Raw genomic sequence first — 13,864 nt, forward strand, 5'->3', positions numbered from 1 at the left:
ATAACAATGAATAACAGTGAACCGTCTGCCGTGTCATTGCCGTTGTCCCAGCGTGCGCAACGTCTCAGCGCCCCCGGCACGTCCAGCATGCGCAGTAAAGCCAATGCCTTGAAAGAAGCCGGCATCAACGTGGTCAACTTTGCCGCTGGCGAATTGTCCTTCGATGCCTGCCCGGTGATGAAAGCCGCCGCGACCGATGCGCTCGCCACTGCCCGCAACCGGTATACGCCGCCCATCGGCCTGCCCCAGCTTCGCCACGCGCTGGCGCAGCAGGTCACTCAGCGCTGCGGGGTGAATTACGCCGCCGATGAAATAGCGGTGACCGCGGGTGCCAAGCAGGCGCTGTATAACGCCGCGATGGTGCTGCTCAATCCGGGGGATGAAGTCATCGTCGCGGTGCCGTACTGGGAAACCTTCCCTACCCAGATCCAACTGGCCGGTGGCGTTCCCGTCTATGTCGACACGGCTGCGGATGACTATCGCCTCACCTGCGCAGCGGTCCAGAAGGCCCTGACCCCGCGCACCCGGATGATTGTGATCAACACCCCGAACAATCCGACGGGCACGGTTTATCAGCGCGAAGAACTGCTGGGTATTGCCCGGCTCGCCTTCGCACACAGGCTTTGGGTGGTGTTCGACGAGTGTTACCGCAAACTGGTGCGCGCGCCCCATGAGCATCACAACATCGTGTCGCTGTTTGCGCCGCTCAAACATCAGACGGTACTGGTCGATTCGTTTTCCAAGAGCCACGCGGTCACCGGCTGGCGGGTAGGGTATGCGTGTGCGCCCGCCCCAGTCATCGCCGCCATGCACAACCTGCAAGGGCATACGACGTCCAACCCCAGCAGCCTGTCCCAATATGCCGCGCTCGGCAGCCTGATGGCGGACGCGCCGCACTTTACCCGCCAGGTCAATGCCTTCCTCGACCAGCAATTGCTTGCGGCCTGCACCTGCCTGGGGCATGTCGACGGCATTCGGTGCGCCCCGCCGGAAGGGGCGTTCTATCTGTTTATCGATGTGTCCCGCAAGTTGGGGGGGCGCTACCTGGGCACCGTTATTCGTGACGTCGACCACTTGGCCGATCTGTTATTGACCGAGGCCCATATCGCGGTAGTGCCAGGCTCTGGCTGTGGTGACGGCAACAGCATCCGTATCTCCTACGCCGTTGAGCGTGAAGCGCTGATTGAGGGCCTCACACGCTTCGCTCGTTTCATGTCAGAAATCGTTGCGCATTAACCCCACCTTAAAAGGATATGAGCCGTGGAAAATCTGAGCCGCCAATTTATCGGATACGTGAACCAGGCGCTGGTGGATGTCGAGGACGGACATCTGGCCCAGGCCCTGCTCAGCGGTTTCAACAGTCAAACCGCCGCGCTGGACACGTACTGCGAGACCTATGTCGACATGACCTCCAGTAATTGGAGCGAGTCGTCACTGTGTACGTTCTTCTGTGGCTGGCGTAGCCCGGACGGCGCCGCCCATGCCGTCTCGAGCATCATCGTGCGCATCCTCCAGGAGTCGGCATCGTTGGCGGACGACGCCCGATTGAAAATGCTCGAAGCGGCGGCCCATTGTGGGGAGATCATTGTCGAGGACATCGGGCTGGGTGAAATGCATGGGCATCCGCACCACTCCAAGCTGTATTACCGCATGGCTTCGGCCATCTGCGGCTCCGATGAATGGCGCCTGCAAGACAAATTCCTCAACCCGATTACCAAGGAATTCTCCGGTTGGGTGGGGGAAAAGCGCCCGTTGGCGCCGCTGCTCATCGAAGCGCTGGAAATGATGGCCATGACGGAGTTGTTCAATACCGGCGAATACAACCTGATGACCCCGCTATGGAAACAGTGGTTGCGCGATGTGCGGGGCTATAGCGCCGGTGAGGCCAGCCGCGTCGCGAGTTTTCTCAGCGTGCATTGCGGCAGCGTGGAAGCACGCCACTTCAAGCATGCCGCTGAGGCGTTGCGGCTGTATGCCAGCGCCACCGGGCAGGCCGTGGATTACGCGCGTATCGCACGGCTCTCCAGGGAGTACGTGGCCAGGGCCTGCGAACATCTGCAAAAGATGGCGTCGGTGCTCAAGTGCGAACAGCCTGCCTGGGATTGAGGCTGTTCGATAACCCTTGTTGTGCCGCTGATAAGGAGCCTGAACCCTATGATGGATACCGAAGCGCGCCGACGCCCTCTGTCGGCGCTATTGGATAGCAACCGTTGCCTGCGTGTACTCGAAGCCCATAGCCCGATATCGGCGTTGCTCGCGCAGCGCGCCAGGCTGGAAATCAGCCCAGGGCATACGGTGGGGTACGACGCCATCTGGTCGAGTTCGCTGACCGACTCGACCCAGCGCGGGTTACCCGACATCGAAATTCTTTCGCCCAGTAACCGATTGCCGGGGATTCGCGAAATATTCGATGTGTGCTCGCTGCCGCTGATATTCGATGCCGATACCGGCGGCAAGGCCGAACATTTCGCGATTCATATCAAGATGCTGGAGCGCGCGGGCGTCTCGGCGGTGGTGATCGAAGACAAATGCGGCCTGAAGAAGAATTCACTCTTGGGTATCGAGGTCGACCAGGCGCAGGAGTCCATCGAGGCCTTTTGCGCCAAGCTCCAGGCCGGCTGTGCGAGTCGCACCGGCTCAGGGCTGATGATGATTGCCCGGTGTGAAAGCTTGATCCTGGATCGCGGCATGGAAGAGGCGATGGCGCGGTGCCTGGCGTATGTCGAGGCGGGGGCGGATGGCATCATGATCCACAGCCGCAAGCAGGATGGCCTGGAAATCCTGGAATTCGCCCGGCAGTTTCGCCTGCAGCGGCCCAGAGTACCGCTGATTTGCGTGCCGACCAGCTATGTTCACCTGAAGTTCGAGGTGCTGGAGCGAGCAGGTTTCAACGCGGTGATTTATGCCAATCACATGTTGCGCAGTGCCTACCTGGCCATGCGCGATACCGCCGTCGGAATCCTCGCCAATGGCAGGACGCTGGAGCTGGAGCCACGTTGCCTGGGCATCGACGAGATACTCGACCTGGTGCCCGGCACGCGCTAGTGCCCTGCGCGAGTCTGTGGGCAAATGCTGTGGGAGCGGGCTTGCTCGCGAAAGCGTTGGGTCAGTCGCTGCATCTGTAACTGCACCGCCGCCATCGCAGGCAAGCCAGCTCCCACATGACCGGTGTACTCGATCAAATGTGGGAGCTGGCTTGCCTGCGATGGCGGCCTACCTGTTGGTGCAAAACTCAGAGTGAAATCCCCATTTAAGGGCAAAAGAAGGCAGTTATTTATACTTATTGCACCATTTGATTTCACAAAAGCGACATTTTGCCCTGTCACGGTGCGAAACGAATTGATAAAGTCCGGCTCAATCTCCGTTTAACAACAATCAATTTGCCGAGACTGTTCATGACCGAATCCGTCGATTCCTTCCTTGCCCGCCTCAAGAAACGCGACCCGGACCAACCGGAATTCCACCAGGCTGTAGAAGAAGTCCTACGCAGCCTGTGGCCCTTTCTTGAAGCCAATCCGCACTATCTGACCTCGGGCATCCTAGAGCGCATCTGCGAGCCGGAGCGCGCGATCACGTTCCGGGTGTCGTGGGTGGATGACCACGGCAAGGTCCAGGTCAATCGCGGTTTCCGTATCCAGATGAACAGCGCCATTGGGCCCTACAAAGGTGGCTTGCGCTTCCACCCTTCGGTCAACCTGGGTGTGCTGAAATTCCTCGCCTTCGAACAGACCTTCAAGAACTCCCTGACATCGCTGCCCATGGGCGGCGGCAAAGGCGGCTCGGACTTCGACCCCAAGGGCAAGAGCGACGCCGAAGTGATGCGCTTCTGCCAGGCATTCATGAGCGAGCTGTACCGCCATATCGGTGCGGACGTGGACGTACCGGCCGGTGATATCGGTGTGGGCGCACGGGAAATCGGCTTCCTGTTCGGCCAGTACAAACGCCTGAATAACCAATTCACCTCAGTGCTGACCGGTAAGGGCATGACCTACGGCGGCAGCTTGATCCGCCCGGAAGCCACCGGTTTCGGCTGTGTGTATTTCGCCGAGGAAATGCTCAAACGCCAAGGTCAGCGCGTTGAAGGCAAGCGTGTGGCGGTGTCCGGCTCCGGTAACGTGGCGCAATACGCGGCGCGCAAGGTCATGGACCTGGGCGGCAAGGTGATTTCCCTGTCGGACTCCGAAGGCACCCTGTACGCCGAAAGCGGCTTGACCGAAGAACAATGGTCGGCCCTGCTGGAGCTGAAAAACGTACAGCGCGGGCGTATCAGTGAACTGGCCACACGTTTCGGCCTGGAGTTCCGCAAAGGCCAGGCGCCTTGGGAACTGGCCTGCGATATCGCGCTGCCCTGCGCCACCCAGAACGAACTCGACGCCGACGCTGCGCGCACCTTGCTGCGCAACGGCTGCCTCTGCGTGGCCGAAGGCGCGAACATGCCGACCACGTTGGAGGCTGTGGATATCTTCATCGACGCGGGCATCCTGTTTGCGCCGGGCAAGGCGTCCAACGCGGGGGGCGTGGCGGTGAGCGGCCTGGAAATGTCGCAAAACGCCATGCGCCTGCTGTGGACCGCCGGGGAAGTGGACAGCAAGCTGCACAACATCATGCAGTCGATCCACCATGCCTGCGTGCATTACGGTGAAGAAAACGGCCGCATCAACTACGTCAAGGGCGCGAACATCGCGGGCTTCGTGAAAGTGGCTGACGCGATGCTGGCCCAGGGTATCGTCTAGGCCTCGGGTTCGATGCGCAGCACTTCGATCAACTGATCGCCGACGGGGCGCTGCCACAGCACCTCGTCGCCCACCTGGGCGCCCAACAAGGCACGGCCCAGGGGTGAGCCCCAGTTGATCAAGCCTGCGGTGGCATCGGCCTGGTCTTCACCGACCAACTGGATGCGCTGCTGTTCGTCCTGCTCGTTGGCGAACGTGACCCAACTGCCGATCTGCACCTTGTCGGTGGACGTGGCCGGCGCGACTACCTGAGCGCTTTGCACCCGCTGGTTGAAGTAACGCAGGTCCCGCTCAAGGTCAGCCTGACGCTGTTTATCAGCCTGTTCGCCCTTGGCGGCTTCGTCGCTGTGCTCCCCTTGCAACTGTGCCACCTTGGTCTGCAATTGCGCCAACCCTTGCGCGGTCAGGCGGTTAGGTTGCGCGCTGACCTGACGCTCCACCGGCTGATCAGCCTGGGCCGCCGCGTTATCTTCATTTACAAAAGCTCGGCTCATGGCGTTCTCCTTCCTATGAAGGTTGGGCCACGTTCGCTGCCTGTTCGTTCCCACCGGCGCTGATCGTTCCCACGCTCCGCGTGGGAATGCATCCTGTGACGTTCCGCGTCACGACCTCGCGAGCGGACGCGGAGCGTCCAGGGCGGCATTCCCACGCGGAGCGTGGGAACGATCAGCGTGAGCGATAGGCTTTGGCGGCGTCACGATCTTTTTCCTGCTGCCAATCGCGTTCGCGGTCGTCCCTGCGGTTTTCCTCGTAATCGCGCAGTTCCTGGCTCTCGCGCATGGCCTTGCACTGGCGAAACCCATCTTCCCAACCTTCGGCGTATGGCCGGTCTTTGAGGTAGCGCGGCACATTCTTGCGAAACGCCCCGGTAATCACCCCAGCGGCCTGGCGACCGCTGCTGCAACCGTCGTCGAAGCCATCGGCGAAGGCGGGTGGGTAACCTTTGGCCAGCAATTCCTGATGGGTTGACTGGCAACCCGACAACCCCACCACCGCGCACAGCATGACCGCATACCGCCACATGGCGTACTCCCTGGCCGGTTAACGGCTGATAAGGAGAGTCTAGAAGGGGATTTGTCAGCTGTATGTGAAAGGGGTGTCAGAGGGATGTGCCGGACTTAACTGTAGGAGCGAGCTTGCTCGCGAAAAACGTCAACGATAACGCGTGTTTCCTGAATAACCGCGGCGTTTGTGAGTTTTTCGCGAGCAAGCTCGCTCCTACAGAGAGCGAGCGCTTGAGTCAGTAGTGGTACCACTTCAGCTCAAGCATCACTTCATTTACCGGTGTGGACAGGTGGCTGTACTCACGCTGGGCACTCAGGCGCAGGCCCAGGTTGCGCGACAGTTCCCATTGCTGGTTGAGGCTGATGCTGCGCCGCACTTCGCCGTTGGTGAAGAAATCACCCTTGGCTTCCAGGCTCAGGTTGCCCAACGGGTTTTTCCACAGCACGCCGGTGTTGAACCCGGCGGCCGGGGAGATGGCTTCGCTGAAGTCGTTGTTGTGCTCCACGCGCACGGTGCCGAGGGCGAAGCCGAGCATGTCGTCGGAGAGTTGCCAGGTGCCACCGGCGCCGCCGTTGACGTGGGCCACCAGGGTTTCGTCGTCGTGTTTGCCCGGTACGCGTTCCAGGCCGCCGGTGACTTGCCACGACCAGGGTTGCAGCAGCGCATTGCGCGGCGTCAGCGAGCGGATGGTGGCAAGGTCCAGTTGCTGGAGCTGCCAGTGATTGCCCTCGTACTGGCGCAGTTTCATTTGCAGGATTTCGATCTGCGCGCCCAAGGGGAAGCCTTCGGCGTTGTCGTTGAGGTCGTGATAGGCCATGCGCAGGCCATATTCACCGAAGGCTTTGTCGCCGCGGGTGCCGATGCCGGCTTGCCAGGTGCGCGACTCATGGCCATTTTCCGGCAGGCCAGGCGGGGTGATCTTCAGGTCTGGCGCCGGGTTCTGGTTGATCGCACGCAGCAGTTCGAAGCTGCGCTGGGAGCGTGTCGCATCGCGCTCCAGGCCATTGGCGCGGTAGCGGCCCAGGCGGTAAGCAGCATCCACGATCAGTGCCTGGCGCTCGCGGGGCAGTGCTTTGAATGCAGGCTCTTGCAGTTGCTTCTGGTCATCGCTGACTTTCAACACCCACTGCTGCTCATCGCCGTCCAGCGGCTTGGCGCGTTCGAGCAGTTCGCGTTCACGCGAGGGGCGATAGTCGATCTTTTCGACCAGACCTGCGTCCTTTACCGCCTTGACGGTATCGGTAGGGATCGCGGTGAGTGGGAATTGCTCAGTCAAACGCAGGCCAGGGCGGGCCACTTGCAGCAGTTCGAGCAGGCGATAGGAGCAGTTTTCGTCGAAGAAGAAGTAATCGAACTGGATCTGCTTGAGCTCCCACACGTGCTCGACCATACGCTTGGTCTCGACCTCGGTGAGGTTCAGGCGGTATTCCCACAAATCGCGGTTTTCGAGGCTGCGGTATTCCGAGAGTTTCTCCTGATAGGGCACCAGGGCGAACAGGCCGGGATAGCCGCCCATCAGGCCCTTCCAGGCATAGAGGATGCTGTTGTCGGAGCCTTCGATATAGGCGCCGAAGTTGATCGCATAGCTGAGCAGGGCGGTGTTGTTGCTTTGCACGTCGGCCTGGTCGATGCGCAGCAGGGTGTGGCCGAACATCGACGACGGGCTGTTGAGGTAGGCCGCCGGGAAGATCATCACTGCGCTATGGGGCGCGACGTCCTTGAACCACTGGGTGAACTCTTTGCACTCCAGGGCGGGCAGGTCGTTCAGTTGCAACTGCGCCTTGAGCCAGCGGGTACGTGCGGGGTACACACATTGGGCGTGCTTTTCACCCAGGCTGGCCGGTGCATACAGCGCATCAACGGTGGCCTTGAGTTCGGCGTCCGGATGGTGCGCGCCATCGGGAGCGATGAAGAATTTCTTGTCGCTGACATAGCTGCGCCAGCCACTGATCTTGCCGGCTTCGTAGTGCCCCAGCGACAGCCAGAATGGATCATTGGCCAGTTGCTGCAAACGTTGATCGTCGAGGTGCGGTGCCGCATGCAGCGGGGCGCAGGCGAAGAGAGCCAGGCAAGCGAGGCGTTTGAGCATGGAGGCTACTTAAGTCGGACGGAAAAAAAGACCCAAGGTGGGCGGGTCGAAAAAATAAAACCCGCGCCTCGAAAGGCGCGGGCAGGTCGAGCTTAAGCCTGGGTTGCGTATTTCGCCAGACGGGCATCGCTTTTCAGTACAGCAATGGTGTTGTTGTGCACGTCGTCAGCGGTCACGTCAGCCTTGCTGAAGATCTGCTGGAAGTGCTCGTGGGTCACGGCCGCGAAGTGATCGCGATCTTCCGGCGCAACACCCAGTACCACCGCGTAGGTGGTCAGCGCTTCGCCGTTGCCTTTGGCCATGTCTTCGGACAGCTCGTTCATCATGCCATTCATGGCAATCCAGGACTTGCCGCCGTAGGTCAGGGCGCTGTTGGTGCTGCAACCGTTGGTGCCCGAGGTCATGCCGAAGGTGGCGTTACCCGAAGTACCGTTGGTGGTGGAGGCGAGGAAGTGGGCCGGAGTACCGCGCTGGCCTTCGAACAACATGTTGCCCCAACCGCAGTTCGGGCCACCTGGTGCTTCTGCCATTGCATTGAGGGAGACGACGGTGAAGAGAGTACCAAGAAGGATCCGTTTCATAGCTTTGTTCTCTTTGTGTGCAAACCAATGGACAAGGGTTCAGGTGCTCAACGCACCCTAGGGGCCAGTTATTAGTCCAACCCGCGCAGTTTGGAGTTTAGGCACGTTCCCAGGGTTCCGTGTTTTTTTATAAACATTCAGTGGCGGGCGATTTTTTTGCAGGACGCATGCGATGGCTATGCTTTCCCGAAAGCGCGCCTTGCCAGAGCGCTCAACCGGGAGCCAGAATGCCCCATCTGCCCCGCCTGATGTAAGGAAGCCCGATGCCTGATCCTGTTGCTGCCAGCTTGCGTCTAGCGCCCGAAGCGCTGACTCGCCCTTTCTCCGCTGAACAGTTCAGCTTCTCGACCACCAATGATTTGGAGCCCTTTCGCGGTGTGCTTGGCCAGGAACGTGCGGTTGAAGCCTTGCAGTTCGGCGTGGCCATGCCACGCCCCGGTTACAACGTGTTTGTCATGGGCGAGCCGGGCACCGGCCGCTTTTCGTTCGTCAAACGCTACCTGAAAGCCGAAGGCAAGCGCCTGCAAACCCCGGCGGACTGGGTTTATGTGAATAATTTCGATGAGCCCCGCGAGCCTCGCGCCCTGGAATTGCCGGGTGGCGCCGCCGCGGCGTTTATCGCCGATATCAACGGCCTGGTCGACAACCTGGTCGCCACCTTCCCGGCAGTGTTCGAACACCCGACTTATCAACAGCGTAAAAGCGCCATCGACCGGGCGTTCAACCAGCGCTACGACAAGGCGCTGGACGTGATCGAGCGCCTGGCCCTGGAAAAAGACGTGGCGCTGTACCGCGACAGCTCCAACATCGCCTTTACGCCGATGCTCGACGGCAAGGCGCTGGACGAAGCCGAGTTTTCGCAACTGCCGGAAGCCGATCGCGAGCGCTTCCACACCGATATCTCCGAGCTGGAAGAACGCCTCAACGAAGAGCTGGCCAGCCTGCCGCAGTGGAAGCGCGAGTCCAACAACCAGCTGCGCCAGTTCAACGAAGAAACCATCACCCTGGCGCTGCAGCCTTTGCTGGCGCCATTGTCGGAAAAATACGCAGAAAATGCGGGCGTCTGTGGCTACCTGCAGGCCATGCAGGTGTACCTGCTCAAAACCGTGGTCGAGCAATTGGTGGACGACGCCAAGACCGACGCCCAGGCGCGCAAGCTGCTCGAAGAGCAGTACTGCCCGAGCCTGGTGGTGGGCCACTCGGTCAACGGTGGCGCGCCGGTGGTGTTTGAACCGCACCCGACCTACGACAACCTGTTCGGCCGCATCGAATACAGCACCGACCAGGGCGCGCTCTACACCACCTATCGCCAGTTGCGTCCCGGCGCGTTGCACCGCGCCAACGGCGGTTTCCTGATCCTGGAAGCCGAAAAAATGCTCAGCGAGCCCTTCGTGTGGGATGCGCTCAAACGCTCCCTGCAATCGCGCAAGCTGAAGATGGAATCGCCCCTGGGCGAACTGGGCCGCCTGGCCACCGTGACCCTCAACCCGCAGATGATTCCCTTGCAGGTCAAGGTGATCATCATCGGCTCGCGCCAGTTGTATTACGCCTTGCAGGACGCCGACCCGGACTTCCAGGAGATGTTCCGCGTACTGGTGGACTTCGACGAAGACATCCCCATGGTCGACGAAAGCCTGGAGCAGTTCGCCCAGTTGCTCAAAACCCGTACTTCGGAAGAGGGCATGGCGCCGCTGACTTCGGACGCGGTGGCGCGCCTGGCGACCTACAGCGCACGCCTGGCCGAACATCAGGGGCGCTTGTCGGCGCGTATTGGTGATTTGTTCCAGCTGGTGAGCGAGGCGGACTTTATTCGCCACCTGGCCGGCGACGAAATGACCGACGCCGGGCATATCGAGCGCGCCCTCAAGGCCAAGGCCACGCGCACCGGCCGCGTGTCGGCGCGGATTCTCGACGACATGCTCGCTGGCGTCATCCTGATCGACACTGCCGGCGCCGCTGTGGGCAAGTGCAACGGCTTGACGGTGCTGGAGGTCGGCGACTCGGCATTCGGCGTGCCGGCGAGGATTTCCGCCACGGTGTACCCAGGTGGTAGCGGTATTGTCGACATCGAGCGCGAAGTTAACCTCGGCCAGCCGATTCACTCCAAGGGCGTGATGATCCTCACCGGTTACCTGGGCAGCCGCTATGCCCAGGAATTCCCGTTGGCCATCTCCGCCAGTATTGCCCTGGAGCAGTCCTACGGGTATGTGGACGGCGACAGTGCGTCCTTGGGCGAGGCATGCACCTTGATCTCGGCTCTGTCGAAGACGCCGCTCAAGCAATGTTTTGCCATCACCGGCTCGATCAACCAGTTTGGTGAAGTGCAGGCGGTGGGCGGGGTCAACGAGAAGATCGAAGGCTTCTTCCGCCTCTGCGAAGCCCGTGGGTTGACTGGTGAGCAGGGTGCGATCATCCCTCAGGCCAACGTGGCCACGCTGATGCTCGACGAGAAGGTGTTGCAGGCCGTGCGTGCCGGGCAATTCCACATCTATGCGGTGCGCCAGGCGGATGAGGCCTTGAGCCTGCTGGTGGGCGAGGATGCCGGCGAGCCGGACGCCGAGGGGCAATTCCCGGAAGGCACCGTGAATGCGCGGGTGGTGGAGCGCTTGCGGGCGATTGCCGAGATGATCAGTGAGGAAGATTTGAAGGAGGCGGAAAAAGAGCTGGCGCAGCAGGCGTTGGCTGAAGCGAAGCCAACCTGATTGCTGTCATCACTCGGTCAAGGTGGGAGCTGGCTTGCCTTAAGGCCAGTCAGTTAAGACTTTTTTGTAGGAGCGAGCTTGCTCGCGAAAAACTTTCAGGCGCCGCGTTCATTCAGCAAACACGCGTTATCGTTGCCGTTTTTCGCGAGCAAGCTCGCTCCTACAGAAGGCGATGACCGCTTAAGCCAGCTCCCACACTGGTCCGTGGTGTTTTTGGGAACGGTTAGCGTGCCACAAAATTGACTCCACCCTCAGGGACCAACGTCCGTTGGTCCCTACAACCTTGGTTTGTCGCGTTTTTATTCTATTCTCAGAGTCAAGGATATCCACAGGAGTCGCAGGATAGAAACAGCCTCGCCGTGCGCTGGGGCTGAACACCGATCTACCGAGGGGCGCCGCCATGTCGCGCAACCTTTGCCTTACTCGCCAGTGCCTGGGCCTGGTCACCCGTATCGAATGCTCCATTCGCCCTCTCGCCGGGGATAACGGGATGTGGACGCTGTTGTTTGCCGCCGGCATGTCGGGCGAGCAGCCTTCCACCGTCAAATCCCAGGGCCCGTTCCATGGGCCCTTCGTGGCAGAACGCATGCTGGGCACCATCGTTGATAGCCTGACCTTGCACGGCTACGAGCAAATGGACGAGCCGCAGATCTGGTGCCTGCACCTGCAGGCTCATCTGCGCCAGCTCAATGGCGGCCAGGAGCGGCTGGCCCTCTGAGGATCGTTCCCACGCTCTGCGTGGTAACGCCGCCCCGGACGCACCGCGTCCACCCAGGGCTATTTGCTCTCAGGCTTGTCCAGCTTCACCTCAAAGCCGTACTGCACGGTGCTGAGGTCGGTGCGCTGGTAACTTTCCAGCGTGGTCGGCTGGCCGTAGAAGTAATGCACGTCAAACATCGCCGTGCCGTATTCCTCGGCGCGGTGGCTGACACCGAGAATCTCCTTGAGGTAATTGCCGCTGGCATCCTTGGCATAGAAGCGCCAACTGTCGGCGGGGAAGTCCTTCTGGTCGACGATCAGCGCGTTGTCCTTGAGCGACAGGCCCTTGGGCAGCTTGGCGGCGTCAATCGTGGCTTTCTCGATGGTGGCCAAAAACAACGGTACCGAGCCCACCACAAACGCCGGGGTTTCCGGGAACAGGTTGAGGTCGTAGGTGAGCGTGCCGCTTACTGCGTTCAGCTCGAAAGCCTCGGTCGGCAGCTCGATAGGCTCGCCGCGCTCGCCCTTGTCGTCGGCGGTGAAGAAGGTGATAGGCGCGTCACTGTTGTTGCGTTCGGCACCGACTAGGTCGTCATTGAAGGTGAACGGGTGGTCGAACACGATTTTTGCGGCACTGGCGTCTTCGGTCGATTGGCTGATGGTGACGCTGTTTTTCAGTTGGTCCTCCGTCATCGAGGCATCTTTGAGCCAACTGGCGGCGCCGTCGTCATACACCGTGACCGGCATTGGCAGGGGCTGCACGGTGTTTTGCAGGCTGTTCCTGTCAAAGCGCATCACCGGCAGGTCCAGGTCTTTACGGGTGACCGTGGCCTTGGAGAAATCCAGCACATTCACCTGCAGGTTATCGATCAGCCCGTTGAAATACACCTTGGCGTAATGGCTGGTCTGCTGGCGCTCGAAGGCTTTTTGCGCGTCGGTGAGCTGTTTATCGAAGGCATCGGACCACGCGGTTTGTTTTTGCATCTCGGCCAGTTGTTTCTCATAGAACGCCACCTGCGCGGCACTCTCGTTGATCGAGCCTGAGCGGGTCAGAAACTGCCCGGTGCTGTCCCGTGCCTGCACCAGCAGCGGGTTGGGTGACGCATCGCCCACTTCGGCGGCCAGGGGCTGGCTGTTGGTCAGTTCGATCTCGGCGTAGTTCTTTTCCAGCGTCAGCAGGTTGAGGGTGATGTTGCCGTCGGTGCGTTTATGGCCCACGTCTTGTTTGGTCAGGTCGAACGTCAGCACCTTGCCCGGGGTGATCACTTCCACCGCGCCCTTGAGGCTGATGGGTTGTGGCTGGCTCTTGTTTTCCGTCTCGATCCCTTCGATAAACGGGTAGGTCACCGTCAGGTCGTCGGGGTTGGTCAGGTTGGAACTGCTGGGGCTCAGTTGGATGCCCGGGTCGGTTTCCGACCATTCCGGCTGGAAGGGAATGACTTTATTGTTGCTCAGGGTGACCGACTGCCATTCCAGGCCATGGGGGAAGGGGAACTGGTCCGGCGCGTTGAAGTTGAACGGGAAGACCGGCTGCAAATCCGTCAGGTAGTCGGAGTGCGAGGTTTTGCGCAGCACGAACAGGCCATTGATGTAGGTGTTCACCAGCGCTTGGGGCGTAGGGTAATGCTTGAGCAGGGCCAGGCTATCTTCGCCGTATTCGGCTTCGATGGGCTTGCTGGCGAGCTTGACGCGCGCACGCTCCAGCAACAGCAGCGAGCCGCCCAGGTCCGCAATGGCATCGCGCAGCTTGGGGTCCTGGATGGTGTCCAGGGACTGTTCGAACTTCGTGGTTTTCTCTTCGAGGGTCGCCTGCTTCTGCTCTTCTTTGGGGGAGCAGCCGCTGGCCATCAGCAACGCCGCGCACAGGCCGAAAGTGGCCAAAGGGGATCGCACATCCATCATCTGAGTTTTCCTGTCCGACATCATCGAGCCGAGTGAATGGCCTCGACACTAGCAGAAAAATTCTCTTACAGATGCCACTTGGGTCAGTTTTCTCGCGGTGACAGGGGCCGGGTAGCGGCTGGTATACTCGGCGCCATTTTTAGCCAAGCTGTG

General features: G+C 60.6%; 11 protein-coding genes. 6 read left to right on the forward strand and 5 right to left on the reverse strand.

Features of this window, described 5'->3' with window-relative positions; genetic code table 11:
* Positions 1-6 precede the first annotated feature (6 nt).
* The 4 genes from FXO12_RS23175 (at position 7) to gdhA (ending at position 4,733) form a co-directional block, all read left to right on the forward strand.
* The gene (locus FXO12_RS23175) at positions 7-1,236 is read left to right on the forward strand and encodes a pyridoxal phosphate-dependent aminotransferase (RefSeq protein ID WP_057975516.1); all 1,230 of its coding nucleotides are present in this window, start codon (positions 7-9) and stop codon (positions 1,234-1,236) included.
* A 24-nt stretch (positions 1,237-1,260) separates the two neighbouring features.
* Entirely contained in the window at positions 1,261-2,106 is an 846-nt protein-coding gene (locus tag FXO12_RS23180) for a hypothetical protein (protein WP_057975515.1), read from the forward strand.
* Between the two features lie 48 nt (positions 2,107-2,154).
* Positions 2,155-3,045: a phosphoenolpyruvate mutase gene (gene aepX, locus FXO12_RS23185; RefSeq protein WP_032904173.1), complete on the forward strand. Its 891-nt coding sequence runs from the start codon at positions 2,155-2,157 to the stop codon at positions 3,043-3,045.
* 350 nt (positions 3,046-3,395) lie between these two features.
* A complete protein-coding gene (gene gdhA, locus FXO12_RS23190; RefSeq protein ID WP_057975514.1) occupies positions 3,396-4,733 on the forward strand; it encodes an NADP-specific glutamate dehydrogenase in 1,338 nt (445 codons plus the stop codon).
* Here gdhA and FXO12_RS23195 read toward each other — a convergent pair.
* The 4 genes from FXO12_RS23195 to FXO12_RS23210 form a co-directional block, all read right to left on the reverse strand.
* On the reverse strand, positions 4,730-5,227 hold the full coding sequence (locus tag FXO12_RS23195) for a GreA/GreB family elongation factor (protein WP_057975513.1): 498 nt from the start codon (positions 5,225-5,227) through the stop codon (positions 4,730-4,732). The genes gdhA and FXO12_RS23195 overlap by 4 nt on opposite strands.
* Positions 5,228-5,399: 172 nt before the next feature.
* Positions 5,400-5,756, reverse strand: a complete 357-nt coding sequence (locus FXO12_RS23200) for a hypothetical protein (protein ID WP_019818009.1) — start codon at positions 5,754-5,756, stop codon at positions 5,400-5,402.
* A gap of 217 nt (positions 5,757-5,973) precedes the next feature.
* On the reverse strand, positions 5,974-7,827 hold the full coding sequence (locus FXO12_RS23205; RefSeq protein WP_057975512.1) for a DUF4105 domain-containing protein: 1,854 nt from the start codon (positions 7,825-7,827) through the stop codon (positions 5,974-5,976).
* A gap of 92 nt (positions 7,828-7,919) precedes the next feature.
* Positions 7,920-8,408: a DUF3015 domain-containing protein gene (locus tag FXO12_RS23210; RefSeq protein ID WP_003194274.1), complete on the reverse strand. Its 489-nt coding sequence runs from the start codon at positions 8,406-8,408 to the stop codon at positions 7,920-7,922.
* Positions 8,409-8,671: 263 nt separating this feature from the next.
* Between FXO12_RS23210 and FXO12_RS23215 the strand changes: the two genes are divergently transcribed.
* Together FXO12_RS23215 and FXO12_RS23220 are read left to right on the forward strand one after the other, a co-directional pair.
* Entirely contained in the window at positions 8,672-11,110 is a 2,439-nt protein-coding gene (locus FXO12_RS23215; protein WP_014719999.1) for a Lon protease family protein, read from the forward strand.
* A 400-nt stretch (positions 11,111-11,510) separates the two neighbouring features.
* A complete protein-coding gene (locus FXO12_RS23220; RefSeq protein WP_003194269.1) occupies positions 11,511-11,828 on the forward strand; it encodes a hypothetical protein in 318 nt (105 codons plus the stop codon).
* A gap of 59 nt (positions 11,829-11,887) precedes the next feature.
* Here the strand turns inward: FXO12_RS23220 and FXO12_RS23225 are convergent, their stop codons facing one another.
* Complete coding sequence (locus tag FXO12_RS23225) at positions 11,888-13,711, reverse strand: hypothetical protein (protein ID WP_082631507.1); 1,824 nt, start codon at positions 13,709-13,711, stop codon at positions 11,888-11,890.
* Positions 13,712-13,864: the final 153 nt, after the last annotated feature.

It is taken from the genome of Pseudomonas sp. J380 (genome assembly GCF_009827115.1).
Lineage (GTDB): Bacteria > Pseudomonadota > Gammaproteobacteria > Pseudomonadales > Pseudomonadaceae > Aquipseudomonas > Aquipseudomonas paracarnis.